Source organism: Porphyromonas bobii (assembly GCF_943169685.1).
Lineage (GTDB): Bacteria > Bacteroidota > Bacteroidia > Bacteroidales > Porphyromonadaceae > Porphyromonas > Porphyromonas pasteri.
In genome coordinates, this window is the sequence record NZ_CALPBU010000006.1 from 13,182 (window position 1) to 34,060 (window position 20,879).

Annotated in this window: 17 protein-coding genes and 1 tRNA gene; 2 read left to right on the plus strand and 16 right to left on the minus strand. The window is 58.3% G+C overall.

The annotated features are described in order from the left end of the window. Nucleotide 1: 1 nt before the first annotated feature. The gene (gene porX / locus KO088_RS06575; protein ID WP_044115438.1) at nucleotides 2–1,558 is read right to left on the minus strand and encodes a T9SS response regulator signal transducer PorX; all 1,557 of its coding nucleotides are present in this window, start codon (nucleotides 1,556–1,558) and stop codon (nucleotides 2–4) included. 214 nt (nucleotides 1,559–1,772) lie between these two features. Further along, the gene (locus tag KO088_RS06580) at nucleotides 1,773–4,307 is read right to left on the minus strand and encodes a S9 family peptidase (protein ID WP_215494077.1); all 2,535 of its coding nucleotides are present in this window, start codon (nucleotides 4,305–4,307) and stop codon (nucleotides 1,773–1,775) included. A gap of 802 nt (nucleotides 4,308–5,109) precedes the next feature. Between KO088_RS06580 and KO088_RS06585 the strand changes: the two genes are divergently transcribed. After that, on the plus strand, nucleotides 5,110–5,931 hold the full coding sequence (locus KO088_RS06585; protein WP_215494078.1) for a GIN domain-containing protein: 822 nt from the start codon (nucleotides 5,110–5,112) through the stop codon (nucleotides 5,929–5,931). A gap of 101 nt (nucleotides 5,932–6,032) precedes the next feature. Here the strand turns inward: KO088_RS06585 and KO088_RS06590 are convergent, their stop codons facing one another. The 14 genes from KO088_RS06590 to radA form a co-directional block, all read right to left on the minus strand. Continuing rightward, nucleotides 6,033–7,583, minus strand: a complete 1,551-nt coding sequence (locus KO088_RS06590; protein WP_215494079.1) for a glycoside hydrolase family 10-like protein — start codon at nucleotides 7,581–7,583, stop codon at nucleotides 6,033–6,035. 13 nt (nucleotides 7,584–7,596) lie between these two features. Then, on the minus strand, nucleotides 7,597–8,412 hold the full coding sequence (locus KO088_RS06595) for a phosphatidate cytidylyltransferase (RefSeq protein WP_215494080.1): 816 nt from the start codon (nucleotides 8,410–8,412) through the stop codon (nucleotides 7,597–7,599). After that, nucleotides 8,405–10,414 carry an ATP-dependent zinc metalloprotease FtsH gene (gene ftsH / locus KO088_RS06600; protein WP_215494081.1) on the minus strand — a complete coding sequence of 670 codons (2,010 nt, stop codon included), beginning with the start codon at nucleotides 10,412–10,414 and terminating at the stop codon, nucleotides 8,405–8,407. Before ftsH ends, KO088_RS06595 begins: the two co-directional genes overlap by 8 nt. Before the next feature lie 224 nt (nucleotides 10,415–10,638). After that, nucleotides 10,639–10,726, minus strand: a tRNA-Ser gene (locus KO088_RS06605). A 340-nt stretch (nucleotides 10,727–11,066) separates the two neighbouring features. Then, entirely contained in the window at nucleotides 11,067–11,483 is a 417-nt protein-coding gene (locus tag KO088_RS06610; RefSeq protein WP_215494082.1) for a DUF2752 domain-containing protein, read from the minus strand. A gap of 33 nt (nucleotides 11,484–11,516) precedes the next feature. Continuing rightward, on the minus strand, nucleotides 11,517–11,855 hold the full coding sequence (locus KO088_RS06615) for a TM2 domain-containing protein (RefSeq protein ID WP_044115489.1): 339 nt from the start codon (nucleotides 11,853–11,855) through the stop codon (nucleotides 11,517–11,519). Nucleotides 11,856–11,893: 38 nt separating this feature from the next. Then, nucleotides 11,894–13,390 (minus strand): metallophosphoesterase family protein, encoded by a 1,497-nt coding sequence (locus KO088_RS06620; RefSeq protein WP_215494083.1) that lies wholly within the window; start codon nucleotides 13,388–13,390, stop codon nucleotides 11,894–11,896. Between the two features lie 3 nt (nucleotides 13,391–13,393). After that, on the minus strand, nucleotides 13,394–13,981 hold the full coding sequence (locus KO088_RS06625; protein WP_215494084.1) for a hypothetical protein: 588 nt from the start codon (nucleotides 13,979–13,981) through the stop codon (nucleotides 13,394–13,396). Between the two features lie 31 nt (nucleotides 13,982–14,012). Beyond that, entirely contained in the window at nucleotides 14,013–15,008 is a 996-nt protein-coding gene (locus KO088_RS06630) for a polyprenyl synthetase family protein (protein ID WP_251419855.1), read from the minus strand. Between the two features lie 147 nt (nucleotides 15,009–15,155). Next, nucleotides 15,156–15,629, minus strand: a complete 474-nt coding sequence (locus tag KO088_RS06635; protein ID WP_215494085.1) for a Dps family protein — start codon at nucleotides 15,627–15,629, stop codon at nucleotides 15,156–15,158. A gap of 208 nt (nucleotides 15,630–15,837) precedes the next feature. Next, nucleotides 15,838–16,362 (minus strand): 50S ribosomal protein L9, encoded by a 525-nt coding sequence (rplI, locus tag KO088_RS06640; protein WP_009433798.1) that lies wholly within the window; start codon nucleotides 16,360–16,362, stop codon nucleotides 15,838–15,840. Between the two features lie 60 nt (nucleotides 16,363–16,422). Continuing rightward, nucleotides 16,423–16,689, minus strand: coding sequence for a 30S ribosomal protein S18 (gene rpsR, locus KO088_RS06645; RefSeq protein ID WP_009433795.1), 267 nt, complete (start codon nucleotides 16,687–16,689; stop codon nucleotides 16,423–16,425). Between the two features lie 26 nt (nucleotides 16,690–16,715). Further along, nucleotides 16,716–17,045 carry a 30S ribosomal protein S6 gene (gene rpsF, locus KO088_RS06650; RefSeq protein ID WP_009433752.1) on the minus strand — a complete coding sequence of 110 codons (330 nt, stop codon included), beginning with the start codon at nucleotides 17,043–17,045 and terminating at the stop codon, nucleotides 16,716–16,718. 164 nt (nucleotides 17,046–17,209) lie between these two features. Beyond that, the gene (radA, locus tag KO088_RS06655) at nucleotides 17,210–18,586 is read right to left on the minus strand and encodes a DNA repair protein RadA (protein WP_060934700.1); all 1,377 of its coding nucleotides are present in this window, start codon (nucleotides 18,584–18,586) and stop codon (nucleotides 17,210–17,212) included. A gap of 472 nt (nucleotides 18,587–19,058) precedes the next feature. Here radA and KO088_RS06660 point away from each other — a divergent pair, with 472 nt between their 5' ends. After that, the gene (locus KO088_RS06660; protein ID WP_215494086.1) at nucleotides 19,059–20,876 is read left to right on the plus strand and encodes a tetratricopeptide repeat protein; all 1,818 of its coding nucleotides are present in this window, start codon (nucleotides 19,059–19,061) and stop codon (nucleotides 20,874–20,876) included. Nucleotides 20,877–20,879: the final 3 nt, after the last annotated feature.

A 20,879-nucleotide genomic window follows, 5' to 3' on the forward strand; every position in this document is an offset into this window, starting at 1 on the left:
TTTAGGGTTTGGGTTGCATCGTGATCAGCGGGATGAGCATCTCTTCGAGTGAGATCCCCCCGTGCTGGAAGGTGTCACGATAGTACTGCACGTAGTAGTTGTAGTTGTTGGGATAAGCGAAGAAGTCATCGCTGTAGCTGAAGACATAGCGGTCGGAGAGATTGACCTGTGGCAGGCCGATCTTCGCTGGTACGATGGCTTCGTAGACCTCCTTGGGGTTGTAGGTAAGGGTCTTCCCGACCTTGTAGCGGAGGTTGGTATTGGTGTTCTTGTCACCGACGATCTTCACGGGGTTCTTCACGCGGATGGTACCGTGGTCGGTGGTGAGGATCACGCGGTAGCCCATCTCGGAGATGTGCTTGAAGAGGTTGTACGTCGTCGAGTGGCGGAACCAGCTGCGCGTCAGTGAGCGATACGCAGCCTCCGTGTTGGCCAGCTCGCGGATCATCTTGCTCTCGGTGCGGGCGTGGGAGAGCATATCGACGAAGTTCAGCACGATGACGTTCAGCTGATACTGCTTGAGGCTGTTGAGGTTGCCCAGCAGGCGCTCGCCGAAGCGGGCTTCGTAGACCTTATTATAGGAGAAGGAATAGTTCTTGCGGTAGCGCTGGATGAGCGTCTGGATCATCGGCTCTTCGTTGAGGTTCTTGCCCTCTTCGCTCTCTTCGTCGACCCACAGATCGGGGAACATCTTCGCGATATCCAGCGGCATCAGCCCTGAGAAGATCGCATTGCGAGCGTACTGCGTAGCCGTGGGGAGGATCGAGAGATAGAGGTCTTCGTCGAAGGTGTAGAACTCGCTCAGCATCGCCTTCACCGACTCCCACTGGTCGTAGCGGAAGTTATCGATGAGGATGAAGAAGACCTTCTCGCCCGAGTCCAGGAGGGGGAAAACCTTCGTCTTGAAGAGGTCGGGGCTCATCAGCGGGCGCGTCTCAGGCTCACGGATCCAGCCCTCATAGTTGCGGCTGATGAAGCGGCTGAAGAGGCGGCCAGCATCGGTCTTCTGCATCTCCAGCAGCTCCTTCATCTGTGCGTCGCCCTGCTCCAGCTCGATCTCCCAGTGTACGAGGCGGCGGTAGAGGTCCTTCCATTCGTCGATGGAGAGGCGGTCGCTCATCTGCGCGCTGAGCTGAGCGAACTCCTGACGATAGTTCATCGTCGTGGCTTCGCTGATGATCGTGCTCTGGTGAAGGTTCTTCTTCAGGGACAGCAGGAGCTGATTGGGATTGACGGGCTTGATGAGATAGTCGGTGATCTTACCGCCGATGGCTTGGTTCATCAGCTCTTCCTCTTCGCTCTTGGTGATCATGATGACGGGGAGGAAGGGGCGTAGCTCCTTGATGCGCTGCAGGGCATCTAGGCCCGTAATCCCCGGCATGTTCTCGTCGAGGAAGATGAGATCGAAGTTCTGGGTCTGTACGGCTTCGATAGCGTCGGCGCCGCTGAGGACGGGCGTCACTTCGTAGCCTTTCTCCTTGAGGAAGAGGATATGTGGCTTGAGCAGATCGATTTCGTCGTCTGCCCAGAGGATCTGATATACTTTGTTGCTGCTCATACTTTGCGAAGATAATAAAAGTTATGGGGGCTCTCCCCCTAACTATAACGGCAGAGGAGGCCTCCTCGGTGCCCTCACCTCGATGCTATTCTTCGGAGCTTCGTCTGCTGGCTCCTTTTTCTTGGTGGGAGAGGAGTGCGGGAGAAAGCGTGCGCCCCGCCCTATCCATCGTGATAGAGTGGGGCGCACGGCTATGTGGAGATAGGCACGGGGTCTATAGGTCAAGCGGCGTCTTGGGGTAGAGGTGATCCCACCACTGGCTATTGCCCTGCAGGTGCTTGGCGAACCATGCCTGGATCGTCTGCATCCAGCGATCCTGTCGCTCGGGCTCGAGGATGTGGTGGTCTTCGCCCGTCACTTCGATGAGCTCGACGGTGCGGCCGAGGATCTTCAGCGCATTGTACATCGCGGTGCTTTCGCTGGGGGGTACGTTCACGTCGGACGTCCCGTGCAGCAGAAGCAGGGGCGTGTGGATCTTATCGGCGTTGAAGAGCGGGCTGTGCTTGGTGTAGAGGTCGGGGTTGTTCCAGGGGTAGCTACCTTCGGAGGCCACCGTGCTGTAGCTCATACCCCAGTAGCCCCCTGCCCAGTAGCTGGAGATGGAGCTGATCCCTGCGTGGCTGGCGGCAGCAGCGAAGAGGTCCGTGCGCGTCTGCAGGTACTGCGTCATGAAGCCACCATAGCTGGCACCAGCGCAACCTATCTTCTTCGCATCGACGAAGGGGTGCGCAGCGACAAAGGCCTTCACCGCACCGATGATATCGTCGGAGGTCTTCGTGCCCCAAGCATTCAGGTGGTCAGCAGCGAAGCTCTGGCCGTAGCCCACGGTACCGCGTGGGTTCAGCGAATAGGCTACATAGCCCTGAGCGGCGAACATCGCCAGGTCGTACGTCGTCTCCAGCTCGCGGCTCAGAGGGATCGTCCCGCCGTAGTAGTAGACGATCATCGGGTACTTCTTCGAGGGGTCGAAGTTGGGGGGCAGGTAGTACCAGCCGTCGATATCGACACCGTCGGGCGTGCGGTAGACGAAGTCCTTTGCAGGGGTGAACTTCACGCCACGGAGCTTCTCTGCCGAGATGTCCCAGATGAGCTTGCTCTTGCCCGAAGCATCGAGGCTGTAGAGGCGGTCGGCATTGTTGAGGCTTTGCCCGAAGTAGTAGAAGGTATTGCCGTGCGAGGCGACACCGAAGCCACGGACGACGTCTTCCTTCGTGTCGATCTGCGTGATCTTATTCGTCTTGACGTCGAGGCGGTAGAGGCTCTGGCGGCTGCCGTTGTCAGCGAGGATGTAGAAGGCCTTGCCCTTAGCGTGGTACTGGACGTGGTCTACGCTGGGATCGAAGTCGCGCGTCAGGGGTGTGACACGGCCCGTGGGGATATTGACGCGGAAGAGCTCGTGCTCATAGCCGTTGCCCGCGCGTCCGTTGGGGAGCGTATTGCCCACACCGCCGAAGCTATTGGGCGAGCCCATAGCCAGCACGTCCTCTGTGCCGGGAATGAAGCTTACGCTACCGATCTCAAACTGCTTCGTGAAGACCGTATCGATACGGCCCGTGGCAGGCGTGTAGCGCAGTACTGTCGTCTGGTCGAAGGGGCTGTGCTGCCAGTCCTTCGTGTAGAGGCCCAAGAGGAGTTGACTGCCGTCAGCGGAGAAGTCGAGGAGGCTCACCGAGCGGTAGCCGTAGAGTACGGGTTCGTAGACTCCCGTGGCGATATCGTAGCGATAGAGCGCCTGACGATCGCGCGCGCCTGGCTGGCGGTCATCGGGCGAGAGGCGGCGGATGAGGAGCTTATCCTTCTCGGGGCCCTTGACCTCTTCATAGATATAGATAGAGCGCTTGTCGGGGCTGATCATAAAGCTCTCCCCAGGGATCTTGTCGATCCATACGGTGCTGCGACCCGAGACGGGATCGATCTTCACCAGCTGGTCGCTAGCGCGATTCGAGGTCTTCATCACGAGGATGTCCTCATCGGGCATCCATTCGGCGCCGTAGAGGGACTGTGTCGTGCGAAGGACCTTGCCCGTCGCACCCTCGCGGATCTCCTGATAGCTGACGCCCTTCTTCGGAGCGCGCTCGGTGTAGGTCACCAGCACGTACTTGCCCGAGGGGGAGACGTGGGTGTAATAGAGACGCTTGCCGTGGGTGAGGTAGTTCCAGTTGATGTAGCGGACACCATCACTCGCAGCCTTGAGGTCGAGCTGAGGCAGGCCTTCCTCGGGCTCAAATACGAGCTTGAAGTCCCCACGTGCCTTGTCCTCTGCCGTAGAGAGCACCTTGACGACGAGGTTCTTATTCGTAGCGATGAGCGTCAGCGGCACGGATACAGCAGGCACCGTATCGCTCTCGGCGAGCTTATCTTCATTCGAGCCTAAGAGTGTCTCGCCATCATAGAGCGCATAGCGAGCACGGCCATAGAGCTTGAGTGTGCCCTTGGTGAAGCCTTGGCTGATGAGGGGGAAGGAGTAAGAGGAGAACGTGCTGGCACCGCTGGCGGGCTGGGCAACGGCGAAGAAACCATTGGATGCCGCTGCGACGGATGTGCCCTTGAGCCCTTCGGTCTTGTAGGAGGTCTTCAGCAGGGAGCCGAGAGAGAACTTCTGGTTGTGGACGTCGACCGAATCGATCATCACGGGACGGCTCACTGCGTGGGTGCCGTAGCTCGTCGCCTTCGTGAGCGTCTGCGCCTGGGCGGTGCTCCCCGCTAGGCAGAGGGCGAGCAAGGCGAGGCTTGTAGTCGTTCGTTTCATAGCGTTTGATAGATGTGTATGTATGTGTCGTGGCGGAGGCTCTGAGGTGTGCGGCTTTGCGAAGCCCTGCAAGTGTCTCCTTAGGGCAAAGATACGAACTACGGCGATAAAACTCTCTATCTCTGCCCCAGATTTCTCACGTCGCGAAGACCGCCCTTCACAAGGGCTGTAGAATGCACCCCATAAGGGGAGGCAAATCAACTTATATTGGTCAGCGGGCGAATCTATATCGGAGACTGTTGTCGCGAGTCCTGTACCCTATTTCGAGTGCTAAGGCATCGCACGCCCAGCTCCCCGATATCTCTCTTCAAAGTGCTCAAGCAAGCCCTTTGCCTTATCACGAGTATTCCTCTTATCCAGCGGAGGAAAAAGTGCTATTCTCGTGAAGAAAAAAGCGCCTTCCCGTAGTGGTATTCTTCTATCTATGCACGTAGTCTTAAAGACCAGGTACGTAAATCCAAATATCCACGTACGTAGATTTATCGTCCACGCACGTAGCCCAAACTTATCTGCCACTCGTCCATAACTTTTATCCCTATGCGGAGCAACAATCTAATATAGCTCTACCCACGTACCTATATAGGTTCGCCCGCTGACCAATATAGGTTCATACCACCCTCCACTATAGAGGTAGAGATTCCCCATAGCGAGCGGGCTTCTTCTGCACCCTCAAAAGACGCCTCGTTGTGCCAAAAGGCAAGGGAGATCTATCTCTTTGCTTGCATATCCTTTGCTTTTGTGAGGAAATGCTACCTTTGATAGTACTAAGATCCACAAACACAAGTCCAATACGCACACTATCATGGCACATTACCGCAGACTCCTCCTCGGGGCTCTCACCCTTGTCCTCGGGGCTCTCTTCATCATCTCGTGTCGTCGTACGGCACGTGTCGGCTTCACCGAAGTCGATCTCAAGAACCTCCCTACTTGCGATTACCTCGTCGTCGACTATCCCCTCAACGTGACGGTCCATGTTGGCACTCAGACTGCCGTCGCCTTTGATGAGAAAATGCCGAAGCGTATCCGTGAGGATATCGAGGTGAAGGTCAAGGACAACATCCTCCTCATCAGTTCGCGCCACGAGCGCACGGGCGTCGATCCCTTTGATGATGTCCAGCGCGGGAAGAGCGCCCACATCGATGTGTATCTACCCAAGCTCCTCGGGGTAGAGGCTACCTATGCCGCTAATATCTCCGTACCAGACAGCCTCCGTCAGTCGTCCTTCTCCGTCGTCCTCTCGGGGGCGTCTGACCTCACCGACCTTCGCCTCACCGCCGACAGTCTCTCCGTCAGCACAGCGGGTGCCTCGGGCATCCGTGGCTGGGTGAACGTAGCTAAGAGCCTCGAGATCATCTCCTCGGGTGCCTCCTCGATCCGCCTCTCAGGGCAGGCTGACTACCTATCGGTGAGCCTCTCTGGGGCCTGTGACTTCCGTGCTGAGCAGCTCCATACGCGTGCTGTCGAGGCACTTCTCGCAGGAGCTTCGCGCCTCGACCTTGGGAATGTCGATACCATCAGCTATGGCGTGTCGGGAGCTTCGAACCTCAGATACCAAGGCCAGCCCGTCGTGATCGGTCAGGTCGTCACGGGTGCCAGCACGGTGAACTCTTCGCCTACTAAGTAGCACGCGCCTCCCTTTCCTCATCCCCAAAGCAAAGCGAGGGGGCTACGGACACTGCGTCCGTAGCCCCCTCGGCTTATATATCAGGTGATGCGCTTAGCTCCTTAGTAGCTGATGCGGATCGATGCGGGCTTGCTCTCCTGCCAGAAGCGGTTGATGGCCGTCACCATATAGCGGTAAGTCGTGCCACGCTCCATGCTGGGCAGTATGAAGTAGGGATTGGTAGAGATACTCATCAGGTAGCGCACGTCAGAGATATCGGGGCGCGTACCTTCGGGGAAGGCATACACGGCATAGTAGAATGCCGTCTCGGGATCGCTGGGCTCGCGGTAGTCATCCCAGAGGATCATATGCCCGTCTTCGTTGGTGTCCTCGAGGATGAGGCTGATAGCGGCAGGGGCCTTCGTCTTACCGAGAGCACCGTGTACCTCGGGAAGGAGCGCACGGTAGGTCTGGTAGCTGGTGATGAGGCTATCGCCAAGACCCTTGTAGTTCTTCACGAGATCTTCGCCTGACCACCAGGAGTTACCACTGCTGTTCCGTCGGCTGAGGGCGAGCTTCTCCTCGAGCTGACCGCTGTCCATCGTGCGAGCAGCGTGCTGGCCGATGTAGAGCTGTGCCTTCTTCTGAGGGGTGTGCTTGCCCCACCAGTGCGTGAGCTCAGCGTAGTCGGCAGCCTGATGACCGATATTCCAGTAGATCTGAGGGACGATGTAGTCGACCCAGCCCTTACGCACCCAGTGTAGGACGTCAGCGTGCAGGTCATCGTAGGTCTGCAGGCCCGAGGTCTTGCTGCCTTCGCGTGAAGAGGCTTCGTTGCGGTAGATGCCGAAGGGGCTGATACCGAAGCGCACCCAAGGCTTAGTCTCGAGGATGGTCTGACGGATCGTGTAGATGAGGCGGTTGACGTTCTCACGGCGCCACTCGTTCTTCTGCTCGGGACGGTAACCTGCCGTGAGGCCGTAGCGGCTGAAGGACTCTTCGTCATCGAACTCTAAGCCTGCCTGTGGGTAGGGGTAGAAGTAGTCGTCGAAGTGAATGGCATCGATATCGTAGCGCTGTACGATGTCGCGGACGATGGTGCTGATATAGCGGATGCTCTGTGGATTGCCTGGATCCATGTAGAGCTGCTTGCCGTGGCGTATGAAGAGCTCGGGCGAGTGCTTAGCAGCGTGGTTAGGCGCCAGATAAGCCTCAGCGTTGCCTGCACCACGATAGGGATTGACCCAAGCGTGGAGCTCCATACCGCGGGAGTGGCACTCGTCGATGACGAAGCCCAGAGGGTCCCAAGAGGGGTTAGGAGCTTCGCCCTGCTTACCGGTGAGGTACTTACTCCAGGGCTCGTGGGTGCTCTTATAGAAAGCGTCACCCTCGGCACGCACCTGGAAGATCACCGCATTGCAACCGAGGCGCTGCAGGAGCGCGATGCGGTTGCTCAGGAGCTTACGGGCTTCTTCGCGAGAGAGCGAAGCGTAGTCGCTGCGGTAGATCGTCGGGAGCCAAGCGCCGCGGAACTCACGCTTCACAGGCTGCTTCGGGTCGGAGGGGCGGCTCTGTCGGGCACTTATACCGCACGAAGCGAGCAGCCACAGCGAGGCAAAGGCCGAGAGTAGAAGGGCGGTGCCACGTGCACCAAGGGGGAGTCTGACGTTCATCGGAGCTAAAGAATTAGGCGAGGTGGATCAGCTGATAGGTATAGAGTACCCAGAGGAAGAAGGCCACGAAGGGCAGCGTGAAGAGGAGGCTGTCGATGCGGTCGAGGATACCACCATGACCAGGGATGATATTGCCCGAGTCCTTGACACCGACACTACGCTTGACCATCGACTCGAAGAGGTCACCCCACGTAGCGGCGATAGAGATGATGACACCGATATAGCACTGCTCCCAGCCGAGGAGAAGACCCGTAGCGACGACGGCTGCGATGAGCCCGCCGACGAAGCCTTCCCAGCTCTTCTTAGGTGATACGGAGGGGAAGAGCTTATGACGTCCGAGAGTCGAGCCCGCCAGATAAGCGCCCGTATCGTTGGCCCAGATCGAGACGAAGATCGTGAGGAGGATGATCGAGGTATCGGTATCGGTGTAGAAGATATTCGCGATGCTGAGGAAGCCCCCGACATAGATCTGTCCGAAGATCACCTTCGCCAAGTCGGTCGGCATAGCCTGACGCTCGCTGTAGATGCTGCGTACCAAGATGTAGAGTAGGTAGCCAGCGTAGGGAAGGAGGAAGGCGGCGTACGCGATCCCCTTGTCAGCGATCTCGTGAGTCGCCCAGAAGAGATAGACTGCAGCCGTAGCGTCGAAGATGCGGCGCAGGGGGAAGAGGCGGTGAGTCGACACGAGGTTCGACCACTCCCAGGTACCGAGGAAGGCCAAGAGGCCGAAGACGATCATATAGACGAGGTGCTCACGCAGCAGGAGTGCCGCGAGGATCAGGCCTACATAGAGGGAGCCGAAGATGGCTCGCTTGACGAGGTTACTCATTCGATGTTGCTTCTGTATCTGTTGTTGGGGTTGTGGATTCTTGTTCTTGTCCCTGCTCCTTCTCCTGATTCTTTTCTTCGTGCTCCAGGATCATTTCGTCAGTGCGACTGACCCAAGGGCGCTTGCCGAAGATGTGCTCTACGTCCTCGGTGTAGATGACCTCACGGTCTAGGAGGAGCTGCGTCAGCGTCTTGAGGCCTTCGGCATGCTCACGGAGGAGCTCCTTAGCACGCTCATATTCGACACGGACGATCTCGCGAGCCTCTTCGTCGATGAGCTCGGCCGTACGATCACTGTAGGGCTTCGTCAGGCCATAGCCATCACCCTGCATATCGTAGTAGTTGACGTTGGGGAGCTTGTCGCTCATACCGTAGTAGGCGACCATAGCATAGGCCGTCTTCGTGGTGTGCTCGAGGTCGTTGGCTGCACCCGTAGAGATGCGACCGAGGAAGACCTCTTCGGCGGCACGACCTGCGAGCGTGGCGCACATCTGGTCGCGCAGAGCTTGGGTAGTGGTGATCTGACGCTCCTCGGGGAGGTACCAAGCGGCACCGAGGGCCTTACCTCGAGGTACGATGGTGACCTTGACCAGCGGATTGGCGTACTGGAGGAACCAGCTGACCGTGGCGTGTCCAGCTTCGTGGAGGGCGATGCTGTGACGCTCCTCTTCGGTGGTCATCTTGTTCTTCTTCTCCAGACCACCGACGACGCGGTCGACGGCGTTCATAAAGTCATCACGGGAGATGAACTCCTTGCCAGCGCGGGCAGCGATGAGGGCTGCCTCATTACATATATTGGCGATGTCTGCACCCGAGAAGCCTGGGGTACGGCGTGCCAAGAGGTCGACGTCAACAGATTCGTCGATCTTCAGCGGGCGAAGGTGCACGAGGAAGATCTCCTTACGGTCGTGGACGTCGGGAAGGTCTACATAGATCTGACGGTCGAAGCGGCCTGCACGCAGGAGGGCGGCGTCGAGGATGTCAGCGCGGTTCGTAGCTGCCAGCACGATGATACCGCTATTGGTGCCGAAGCCATCCATCTCGGTGAGGAGCTGATTCAGCGTATTCTCACGCTCGTCGTTGCCCCCGAGGTTGTTGTTGCGACCACGGGCACGACCCACCGCATCGATTTCGTCGATGAAGATGATACAGGGGGCCTTCTCCTTGGCCGTCTTGAAGAGGTCACGGACGCGTGAGGCTCCGACGCCGACGAACATCTCGACGAAGTCCGAGCCGGCAAGCGAGAAGAAGGGTACGTGTGCCTCACCTGCTACGGCCTTTGCCAGTAGGGTCTTACCCGTCCCTGGAGGGCCTACGAGCAGTGCGCCCTTGGGGATCTTACCCCCGAGTTGCGTGTACTTAGCGGGATTCTTGAGGAAGTGGACGATCTCCTCGATCTCAACCTTCGCTTCGTGCAGACCTGCTACATCGTTGAAGGTCACTGAGGTGCTCTCCTTCTCATACAGCTGAGCCTTGCTCTTGCTGATATTGAAGATACCACCTCCTACACCGCCACCTGCGCCACCCGATGAGCGGCGGAAGATGTAGATCCAGAAGAGGGCGATGATGATGAAGGGGACGATATTGGCCGTGAGAGAGATCCAGCGGGAGCTCTCTTCCTTGTAGGCTACCTTAGCGGTCGTGCCGCTCGTGTCGTAGGCTTCGGCGAAGCGGTCGACGGTAGGGATCTGCGTCTTTACCGTGTACTCGATGCGCTTCTGCTCGCGACCCAGCACGGGAGAGCGGTGGGTGAAGAGACTGTCGGCAGCACGCTTGTTCAGCTGCGCCGTGGCGGTCTTCTCCCCGCGGTCGACGGTGATCTGGGTGAAGGCACCCTGATTCATCATCTGGCGGAATTCGTTCCAACTCATATCCTTATTCTCACCGAAGCCACCATCCCAGAGGAAGAGCCCCCCGAGGATAGCGAGGATGATCGCGTAGATCCAGAGTTCGTTGAAGCGGAAGGGACGCCCTGACCCGCCTGTTTTCTTTTGTTCTATCATTCGTTATCTATGTTGTCTTGTCGTTTGAGCGGGCAGGCGTATCCGGCCTTAGTCCCACTCTTATCCTAACAAAGACGATGCCATCTTAGTTGCCTGCGGGTGTGCGTAGGCGTAGAGCTGCAGAGCGTGCTCCGTAGCCCTCGGCTCTTCCCCCGATGTGGGGATAAAGAAAAAAAGAGCGACGAAGAGAGTCTCGCTCACTTGATCGCTCATGCTATATACTGCGGAGAGGGCGGGATTCGAACCCGCGAAACGCTTTTGGCGTTTACACACTTTCCAGGCGTGCCTCTTCAACCACTCGAGCACCTCTCCTTATCAGCCTGCTTAAGGCTTCTACTTAATTGGAAAGCTCCGCAAAGGTATAATAATATCTGTATACTGCCAAACTGCCACGCTTTCAGCTCGTGTCTCGGACGTCTGTGGCAGACTTTGCTGGGGAGGCTGTGCGAGGTAAGTAGCATGTGCCTTGTGGAGGGGGGGGATGTGGACCAGTACTGGTCGGCACGCGAACCAGTACTGCTCACTCATAGTAACCAGTACTGCTCCGAGCTGTGACTAGTACTGGTCGCTTTATCGACCAGTACTGGTTGCATTTTCCATCCTTGGAGTGAGTGGGGATAGTGGATGAGTGAAAGGGGGAAGAAGCTCCTCTCTACCAGCCGAAGAGGTTACGTGCGATCCACCAGCCGATGACAGCGATGACGAGGAGGCCGAGGGTCAGCGGATGCTGAAGGATGCGCCTGAGGCGGGGTGCTCGCTGGGGGAAGAGCTCCGCGTAGCCGTAGAGAAGGAGAAGGGGGATGGTGAAGAGGAGCGCGCGGTTGTAGCTGAAGGCTTCGGTAAGGTGCCCATGGAGGAGGGCGTGAGCTGCGCGCTGGAGTCCGCACCCTGGGCAGCGATAGCCCGTGGCGGAGCGGATGATGCAGCGAGGGAAGGGGTAGGTCGCTGGATCAAGAAAAGCATACAGCCCCACAGCTACCCCGAGGAGCAGAAGCCCGATGAGTAGATATCGGCGCTGCTTGAGGGGGGAGCGATGGGGCTGTGTAGGGGGGAGGGGAGTGTGATTCATCCCCGAGAGAAGGGACGCTATCCGACGGGGGACTTAGCTGATGATCTGCAGGAGCTTGGTGTAGTTCTGGTTGCGAGTCAGATCCTGAATGTTGAACCAGTCGATGATCGTCAGGATGCCACAGCCACCACACGTGAGGAGCTTGAGCACGCCATAGCCCGTGTCGCCGAGCATAAAGCGGTCGATGCCGAGTGAGCCTGCGAAGACCGATACGATGATCATCATCGTGGGATCCTTGTAGTCCAAGGCGTTGATCAGGGTGAACTTGTCATCATCGAGGGCGAGCAGACGGTCCTTGATGGTGAGGATCTGCGTTGGGCTAAAGAACTTCTGGTTAGCGGCAAGGAAGAGGTCTACTTTCTGACTGTCCATAGGGTTGATGTATTTATGTGTGCGACTTGATATGGGGACTATTTAGAGCTATTGTGCTGCGAGGCGTGGGCGGCCTTGCGGTCACGCACCTCCTTGGCATATTGAGCGGCTTTCTTACGGCCCTTACTGTCGGTGCCGAAGGAGTCGAACTCGAAGCGCTCGGGCAGCGTGCGAGCGAAGTCCCTCACGCGGGGCTGTCCGGCCGCGCCCTTGTCGATGACGATGGAGTCATAGAGACGTTTCGTCTCGGGGGTGATGCTGTCGGGATGTCCCTTGACGGGCTCGGGGAAGCGATAGGAGGCGTAGGAGATAGTGGCGGAGTCGACGCTGATGCGCTGGTAGAGCTTGAGACCTGAGCCTAAGCGGTCGTGTACGGCGTCAAAGCCATTGCGGTAGACCTTAGGCGAGGCAGAGCTGATGACGAAGGCAGGGGCGATGGTGTCACCCTTTTCGCCGCGCGTCGTACTACGGGCATAGCCATGGTCATGCCCCTGCAGGACGAGGTCGGCACCTCCCTCGATGAGCTCGTCCTTGAAGACGTAGTGCATCACCAGATTCTTTCGCCCGTCACGCACGCAGTCTACGGCGTGGTGGAAGAGGACGATCTGCCAAGGTTGGTGCGAGCCCTTGAGGGCAGAGCGTAGCCATTCCTTATGCTGATTGATAGCACCCAGACCCATAATGTCTGTGGTGTCCATGACGATGAAGCGCAGGAGCGGCATGTCGATGAAGTAGCTTCGCCCGAGGAAGTCCTTCGGCCCATTGGTAGGGTAGCCGAACTGACGTACCCAGCGGGGGTCGAGTTCGCGCCCGAAGCCCTTCTTCAGGTACTCATGGTTGCCTGGTGCTGCGATGATGGGGATGCTGCGCGTGAGGCTGCCGATGCTGGTGTACCACGCTCTCCAATAGGCATCCGTAGGCCCCTCGATCTGGTCACCTGCGAAGGCGAAGAAGTCGATGGAGTCAGCTGCGTGGCGGAGGTAGTCGAAGTAGCGCTTGCTCTCTGCGATACCAGGGTCCTGCACATCACCCATATAGACGAAGTGCGTCGCACGGCCTTCGCTGGGTATAGCGAAGCGTCCCGAGACGGGGTCAGTGCCCTGCACACGGATCGTGTAGAGGTAGCTGCGCCCCGAGATGAGGCTGTCGAGATGGACTTGATAATAGCAACCACGGCCCGAGCGGGAAGCGATGATCTCGCTCGTGGGGACGAAGGAGATGGGGCGGAGGGTATCGCCCTTCTCGTTGATGGCACGTAGGAGAAGCTCAGCGGGCTGGGCGGTCTCTCCCGAGAGCCAAGTGATCGTGCGCTGTGAAGCGAAGTCCTCGCCAGGCGTCAGCGTGACGCGGCTCACTGCCTGCTCGGTCGTGTAGGCTTCTTCGGGCACATTGCCGAACCATGCACGCCAGCGGAGCTTAAAGAGAATCCCTGTCCCGACGAGCAGGACGGCGAGGACGATGAGGGCGATACGCCAGCGGCGCTTCCTCTTGGGGGGCTGATGCCCGCGGAGTGTGGAGCGTCTGCGTCTCTTCATGCTTTAGAGGGTATCGGTGGTCTCCTCGCTAGAGGGGAGTGCCTCTCTGGACTCAGCGGTAGCGACGCTGGCCTTGAGGTTCGTGAGCTCACGCTGCAGTTCGTCGCGCTCGGCATCCCACTTGGTCTTCTCTTCCTTGAGGGCGCGGACTTCCTGTCCGAGGCTGTCCCATTCGTAGAGCCCACGGACGGAGAGTCCGATAGCCATCGCAGCTACGACGCCGATGACGCCGAGGGAGGAGACGGGTACCGTGCCTTCGGCTACGCCAGGCATCGTGAGATCCCAGAGGCTATAGCAGAGGATGGGGATGATGAAGCCGATGAGTGCAGCCACCAGCGTCATCCACAGATAGGGCTGGAAGAGGCGGCGACGCATCAGGCGTGGTGCGAGGACGAAGTAGTTGAGGTAGAAGATCACGACCAGATAGAGGTCCGTGAGCCACGTCGAGTAGTAGAGTCGGGGATTGGTGAAGACCGACATCTCGGGCGTCCCCTGCACGGTCGTCACGAGGGTCTGCAGGATGATCAGTACGATCCAGACGAGGGCGTAGATCGAGACGGATATGGTGCGGTTGGCGGACTTAGTACTCATTGTCTAATAGGATATGTCGTGAAGAAGGGGGTTAGATGGTGCGCTCGGCGATGTAGTCGGCGAGGTCGATGAGGGAGGAGCGGTACACGCTCTCGGGGAAGGATAGGAGGAGCGTCTTCGCCTCGTCTATGTAATGATAGAGGCGCTGCCAAGCGTAGTCCATACCACCACCTTCGTGGGCGAGGGTGGTGAGGTGCTCGATGCTCTCCTCGGCGATGGGCTTCTCAGCGAGGAGCTGGAGGTAGGAAGCTGCCTTACCCTCCTTCTGAAGCTCGGTGAGGACGTGGAGTAGGGGGAGGGTGATCTTACCCTCACGGATATCGTTGCCCGTGGGCTTGCCTACGTCAGAGCGGTGGTAGTCGAAGATATCATCACGGATCTGGAAGGCCATACCTAGTGCAGCGCCGATACGGGCGGCACGGTCATAGTCTGCGGCGCTGGCCTCGACGGTGATCGCCGCGACCTCGGCACAAGAGCGGAAGAGTACGGCGGTCTTCTGGAAGATGATATCGTAGTAGGTAGCTTCGTCGAGGATGATGCCCTCGGCAGTCTCGAACTGGCGGATCTCCCCTTCGGTGAGCTCGCGCCCGATAGCCGAGACGATACCCATGATACGTAGGTCCGCCAGAGCGATAGCTCCCACGAGGGCGGAGGAGAGGATGAAGTCTCCCATTAGCACCGCCACACGGTTGTCGAAGAGCACCCCGAGGGTGGGGCGGCCACGACGGGTCTTTGCCTCGTCGATGACGTCGTCATGGATGAGCGTCGCCGTATGGATCAGCTCCAGCAGCACGGCCGCATCGATGCTCCGCTGTGGGGGCACGTCACCACGCAGCAGCCCCGCGATGAGGGCTGTGAGGATAGGGCGTACCTGCTTCCCTGTGGAGGCACTGAGGTGCTCGATGGCTTCTTTCAGCCATTCGGACTTGGTCGCGAGGATCGAAGTGAACTGGCTGTGGAAGTCATCCACGAGGGCGGCCACGGGGGCTTTGATCTGATTGAGGTCGTGCATGGGCTGTCGGCGCATCGTTAATTCCTTGCAAAAGTAGCTAATTCTCCTCGGCTAACGCTCATGAAGCAGCCACCCCGCAGTCTCCACGCCCCTGATATATGGGGATGAGAGACTGCGGGGTGGCTGGTCGTATATATAAGGTACGCGCGTGGAGCGAGGTGCTTAGCCGAGGTAGGCAGCTACCATCCAAGCGGTCTTTTCCTGACCGTCGAGGAGGTCAGAGAGGAGGTCGCTGGTAGCCGTGTCGCCAGCTTCGTCAGCCAGGGCGAGGGCGGCACGCTCCTGGGCGATGAGTACGCGGAGCGATTCGAGGATAGCGGAGATGATGTCGCTGGCGGCGCTGACGTTGGTCTGCTCCTTGAGCTGGCTGATCTTAAGGTATTCGCTGAAGCGGTTCTCAGGCGTAGCGCCGAGCTGGAGGATGCGCTCTGCGATCTCGTCTACTGACTCAGCTGCTTCGTCATACATCTTCTCGAACTGGCTGTGCAGCGTGAAGAACTGAGGGCCACGGACGTGCCAGTGGTAGCCGCGGAGGTTAGCATAGTATACCTGGAAGTCAGCGAGGAGCTGCTGGAGACCCTTGACGATAGGTGCGACCTGGTTAGCGTCGAGGCCAGTGATTGAGAGTACGTTCATTGTCTTGTCGTATTAAGTGTTAATGATTACACTACAAAGGTAGGGGAGTTAATGAATCTATACAAATGAAATTCTCTATATCGATATAAGCATCATTTATACTTTGCCTCTACCTACTTCATACAGCGCACAAACGAATCCCGCCCCTACGACTGTCCAAGGTAGGACGTGCCGTAGGGGCGGGGTGTAGTTTATGGGGAGTGATCCCTTAGGCTTCAGCAGGTGCTTCTTCTTCAGCGGGAGCTTCAGCAGGAGCAGGAGCTTCTTCCTTCTTTTCTTCAGCCTTAGGAGCGTCGGAGAGGACTTCGACGGGGATTTCTACAGCCACTTCCTTGTGCAGGCGCACGATAGCGGTGTAGTTACCGATTTCCTTGATAGCCTTGATGTAGACGAGCTTGCGGTCGGTTTCGAGGCCGAGCTTCGTGAGCTCTTCAGCGATCTCAGCACCCGTGACGGAGCCGTAGAGGCTACCCGTAGCGACGTTGGTGTGAGCCGTGATAGAGAGGCGTACGCCCTGGTACTTCTGGGCACGCTCTTCGGCTTCCTTCTTGATAGCGGCGATCTTGTGAGCGCGCTGACGGAGGTTCTCTGCGAGGATCTTCTTCGCAGCTTCCGTAGCGATGATAGCCTTACCGGTGGGGATTAGAAAGTTGCGACCGTAGCCGTTCTTTACTGTGACGACATCGTCCTTGTAGCCGAGACCGACTACGTCTTCTTTCAAAATAACTTCCATTGTATTCTGTCTCCTCTATGTTTATTCGTTACTAAGTGGATGAGTAAGGGGGGATAGACCTTACTTAGCCATGTTGTCCGTGACGTAGGGCAGCAGGGCAAGGTGACGAGCACGCTTGACAGCCTGTGCGACGCGACGCTGGAACTTGAGGCTCGTGCCGGTGATACGGCGGGGGAGGATCTTACCCTGTTCGTTGAGGAAACGCTTGAGGAAGTCGGGATCCTTGTAGTCGATATACTTGATACCGCTCTTCTTGAAGCGGCAGTACTTCTTCTTCTTGCTATCTACGGTCAGGGGAGTGAGGTAGCGTACTTCTGATGCAGCCATTTTTATTTTCTCCTTTCGTTAATGGGTTATGCCTTGCGGCTTCTTCTCTTTGCTGCGTATTCAGCTGCGAACTTATCCTGGCGGAAGGTCAGGAAGCGGAGGACATTCTCATCGCGACGGAACTGCGTCTCGAGTACGGCGATGGTCTCTGGCTGAGCCTGGAATTCAACGAGCTGGTAGTAACCAGTCGTCTTCTTCTGGATCTGATAGGCGAGCTTCTTCAGCCCCCAGTTTTCTTCGTTGACGATCTCAGCGCCTTCGCCCTTGAGGATGCCGACGAACTTTGCGACCGCTTCCTTTACCTGAGCTTCAGATAAATCGGGAGTAAGAATGAAAACGGTTTCGTAGTTATTCATTTCTCTTTCTGTTTAGTGAGAGTTAAAAATATCGGGCACAAAGGTACGCAAATATATCGTTTTGACCAAGCTATGCATCAGCGAGGTGGTGCAAAGTGCCACACGCGCGTACCATTATTATATAGGTATGTGTGGGGCGAAGCTCTGCCTCGGGAGGGCGTGAGCTACTCACCGCGGAAGAGCTTGCGGAAGGCCTCTTCGACGGTCTTCACCCCGACGAGGCGGATGTTGTAGCCCTCGGTGCTCAGTCCGTGGAGGTTCGCCTCGGGGAGGATCATCGCACGGAAGCCGATGCGCTCGGCCTCCATGATGCGCTGCTCGATACGGCCCACGGGGCGCACCTCACCTGATAGCCCCACCTCACCCGTGAGGCAGACGCCTTCGGGTAGGGCGATGTCGAGGCTCGAGGAGAGGACGGCGGTGATGACCGCGAGGTCTGAGGCGGGGTCCGCCAGACGGATACCTCCAGCGATGTTGAGGAAGACGTCCTTCTGCACGAGCTTGAAGCCCGCGCGCTTCTCCAGGACGGCCAGCAGCATGTTCATACGTCGCGTGTCGAAGCCCGTGCTGGAGCGCTGGGGCGTAGCATAGACGGCAGAGCTGACCAGCGCCTGCGTCTCGATGAGGAAGGGGCGCACGCCCTCCATAGCTACGGCGATAGCGGTGCCGCTGAGCTTGAGGTCGCTCTGCGTCATCAGGTGCTCCGAGGGATTCTCCACGGGACGCAGGCCCGACTGGCGCATCTCGTAGATGCCCAGCTCGGCAGTGCTCCCGAAGCGGTTCTTCTGCCCGCGCAGGATGCGGTACATATAGTGCTTGTCACCGTCGAACTGTAGGACGACGTCCACCGTATGCTCGAGGATCTTCGGCCCTGCGATGCTCCCCTCCTTATTGATATGACCGATGAGGATGACCGCCACGCCCTCGGTCTTGCAGTACTTCAGTAGGGCAGTGGCGCACTCGCGTATCTGCGAGACGCTCCCAGGGGAGGAGTCAGATAGCTCGGTCTGTATGGTCTGTATGGAGTCGATGACGAGGATCTGCGGCTGGGTGTCGATGGCGGTGGCGAGGATCTTCTCGAGGTTCGTCTCGGCATAGATCAGGCAGTCATCGTTCGTCCCGCCGATGCGGTCTGCACGCATCTTGAGCTGGGAGAGGCTCTCTTCGCCCGAGACGTAGAGCGTCTTGTATGGCAGGCGGAGGATGGTCTGCAGGACAAGGGTGGACTTCCCGATACCTGGCTCCCCGCCGAGGAGGATGAAGGAGCCTTCGACGAGCCCACCACCGAGGACGCGGTCCAGCTCGGGGTCGCCGAGACTCAGACGGCTCTCGCTGCGCTGCTCAATGTCGCCGAGGCGCACGGGCTTGCTGGCGGTGATGCTCTGCGCCGTGAAGGTACGGCTGGCCTTATCCTGCTTGCCGATGATGATCTCCTCTTCTTCGATGGAGTTCCATACGCCGCACTGCGAGCAGAAGCCCTGCCACTTGGGGTACTCGGCACCGCACTCGGTGCAGTGGTAGACTGTTTTCTTCTTTGCCATCGTGTATCGTGATGCTGCTGTGATTGTGTCCACAAAAGTAGGGAGAATGCGCCTATTATAAGGTATATACGCTGGGGAGTCTACACCGCGCTACGGAGGGGGCAAAGTCAACCACTACTGGTCCGTGCGCGAACCACTACTGGTTAGCACTACGAACCACTACTGGTCGGCGAGTGAACCACTACTGGTTCGGCTGCGGACCACTACTGGTTCACTCACGGACCAATATAGGTTCACCCGCCGACCAATATAGGTTCGATTTGCCCCCTCCACGAGGACGCTCTTTCTTCCTCACAGAGGTCGGTGGATCGGTGTGTGCTTTGGGGATGCGTATCGAGCAGATTGTTAATTCTTTATGGGTGGGTTAATCCCCGTATCAAGCGGGTTCCTCGGTGAGCTATCGCGAGAAAATAGTTACCTTTGGTAGATAGTATGCCGTGCTCTATTCATACGGCAGAAGCAGCAAGATTCGATGAGATTGACGAAGCGAAAAGATTATATAAGACGAAGCTATATAGGCCTCTTGATAGGCCTGCTGACCCTCCCGCTTGCTGGGCAGACCCGCCCCAAGCAACCCGCCCCTGACTCTGCAGCTCAGACGAAGGCCCGCGAATACTTCTACCAAGGGGTGCTGGCACAGTCCTCTGGCCGTACGATGGAGGCCTTTGACCTCCTGCGTCACGCGCGCGCCCTCGACCCCACAGATCCCGCTATTGCCTTTATGCTCGGGGGGAACTATGCCCAGCAGGGTATGAGTGATCGTGCGCTCTCCCTCCTCGAGGAGGCTTACGGGGCAGACTCCACGAACCTCACTTACGCGCGCGCCCTCTCGGCAGGCTACATCGAAGCGGGGCGCATGCAGGATGCCTTACACATCAATGAGCGCCTCTCTGCGGCCGACCCCGAAGATGACGACGTGCGCTATCGCCTCATCCAGCTCTATGCCCGTACGGGAGAGCTGAAGAAGGGGATCCAGCTCGCCACGGAGCTGCAGAAGCGCTTCCAGCCTATGCCCGAGGCCTATGGGCAGCTAACGAAGATGAAGATCCAGCTCCTCGCCCTCACCAAGGACTCGGTAGCGGTGGGGCGTGAATACCGCACTTGGGCAGCTCTCTATCCCGAAGATCGCCGTCCGTACTACGACTGGATCCTCCACCTCTTCCAGACGGGAGGGGTGAAGGAGGCGGAGAAGCAACTCGCCTCTGACGTGCGTGCTGGCCGTATCTCCTCGGGGGATGCCACCGCCCTGCGTGTCCATAAGTACATCCTGCAGAAGGACTATCCCGCCGCTGAGGCCGAGCTGGTCCGTCTCACTCCAGATAAGAAGATCGGTGCCGACGAGAAGATCACGCTCTGGCTCCTGCTGACCAAGGAGTCGCAGGGCAGTGAGGGCTACACCGCAGGCAAGTACACCCCCCATATCGCTGAGCTGGTCGCCGAGTATCCCGATGACCTACAGGTGCTGAGGACCTATGCCCAGCTCCTTCGCTACGAAGAGCGCTATCAAGAGGCCTATGACCTCCTTGCTCCCAAGAGCAAGCTCCACCCCAGCGAGGAGTGGATATGGAGCGAACTCCTCGACGCCGCTATCGGCCTCCAGTCCGACAGCCTCACCGTCGTCGTCGCCCGTGATGCCAAGCGCTACGTCCCCACCGACTGGCGCAACTATATCGTGCTCTCGGGGGAACGCTTCCAGCATGATGATGCTGACGGGGCGATGAAGATCCTCGAGGAGGGTGCTGCGGCCATCGACCCCAAGACGGGCGAAGGCGCTGCGCGCCTCTTCGGTTTCCTCGCCGACGTCTATGCCGAGCGTGGTGGCCCTGAGAAGGCACTGCTGGCTGACAGCCTTTACCTCCGCGCTATCGAGGCCAACCCCAAGGAGCCCGATGTGCTGAATAACTACGCCTACCGTCTGGCGAAGGCGGGGCGCAACCTCGATGAGGCGGAGCGCTATGCCCTGCAGGCCGTACGCCTCTCGCCCGATGCCGCCCACATCCTCGACACCTACGCCTATATCCTCCTCCTGCGTAAGAACTATACGCTCGCCAAGCTCTACCAGCGCAAGGCCCTCTCGCAGGCTGGCCCTGAGAAGACTTCGCCCGATATGTACGACCACATGGGTGATATCTACCGCGGGCTGGGCGAGTATGCCGAGGCTATCGAAGCCTGGCAGCAGGCCCTCAAGAGTCTCGCTGAGCGTGAGAATAAGGATGAGAAAGCCGATAAGGCTGAGCGCATCCGCATAGAGAAGAAGATCAACGAAGCTAAGCAAGCACAGAAGAAGTAACGA

Bases quoted from the DNA above. Each gene is read 5' to 3' on its own strand.
- porX (WP_044115438.1), bottom strand. From the start codon at position 1,558: ATGAGCAGCAACAAAGTATATCAGATCCTCTGGGCAGACGACGAAATC.
- KO088_RS06580 (WP_215494077.1), bottom strand. From the start codon at position 4,307: ATGAAACGAACGACTACAAGCCTCGCCTTGCTCGCCCTCTGCCTAGCG.
- KO088_RS06585 (WP_215494078.1), top strand. From the start codon at position 5,110: ATGGCACATTACCGCAGACTCCTCCTCGGGGCTCTCACCCTTGTCCTC.
- KO088_RS06590 (WP_215494079.1), bottom strand. From the start codon at position 7,583: ATGAACGTCAGACTCCCCCTTGGTGCACGTGGCACCGCCCTTCTACTC.
- KO088_RS06595 (WP_215494080.1), bottom strand. From the start codon at position 8,412: ATGAGTAACCTCGTCAAGCGAGCCATCTTCGGCTCCCTCTATGTAGGC.
- ftsH (WP_215494081.1), bottom strand. From the start codon at position 10,414: ATGATAGAACAAAAGAAAACAGGCGGGTCAGGGCGTCCCTTCCGCTTC.
- KO088_RS06610 (WP_215494082.1), bottom strand. From the start codon at position 11,483: ATGAATCACACTCCCCTCCCCCCTACACAGCCCCATCGCTCCCCCCTC.
- KO088_RS06615 (WP_044115489.1), bottom strand. From the start codon at position 11,855: ATGGACAGTCAGAAAGTAGACCTCTTCCTTGCCGCTAACCAGAAGTTC.
- KO088_RS06620 (WP_215494083.1), bottom strand. From the start codon at position 13,390: ATGAAGAGACGCAGACGCTCCACACTCCGCGGGCATCAGCCCCCCAAG.
- KO088_RS06625 (WP_215494084.1), bottom strand. From the start codon at position 13,981: ATGAGTACTAAGTCCGCCAACCGCACCATATCCGTCTCGATCTACGCC.
- KO088_RS06630 (WP_251419855.1), bottom strand. From the start codon at position 15,008: ATGCGCCGACAGCCCATGCACGACCTCAATCAGATCAAAGCCCCCGTG.
- KO088_RS06635 (WP_215494085.1), bottom strand. From the start codon at position 15,629: ATGAACGTACTCTCAATCACTGGCCTCGACGCTAACCAGGTCGCACCT.
- rplI (WP_009433798.1), bottom strand. From the start codon at position 16,362: ATGGAAGTTATTTTGAAAGAAGACGTAGTCGGTCTCGGCTACAAGGAC.
- rpsR (WP_009433795.1), bottom strand. From the start codon at position 16,689: ATGGCTGCATCAGAAGTACGCTACCTCACTCCCCTGACCGTAGATAGC.
- rpsF (WP_009433752.1), bottom strand. From the start codon at position 17,045: ATGAATAACTACGAAACCGTTTTCATTCTTACTCCCGATTTATCTGAA.
- radA (WP_060934700.1), bottom strand. From the start codon at position 18,586: ATGGCAAAGAAGAAAACAGTCTACCACTGCACCGAGTGCGGTGCCGAG.
- KO088_RS06660 (WP_215494086.1), top strand. From the start codon at position 19,059: ATGAGATTGACGAAGCGAAAAGATTATATAAGACGAAGCTATATAGGC.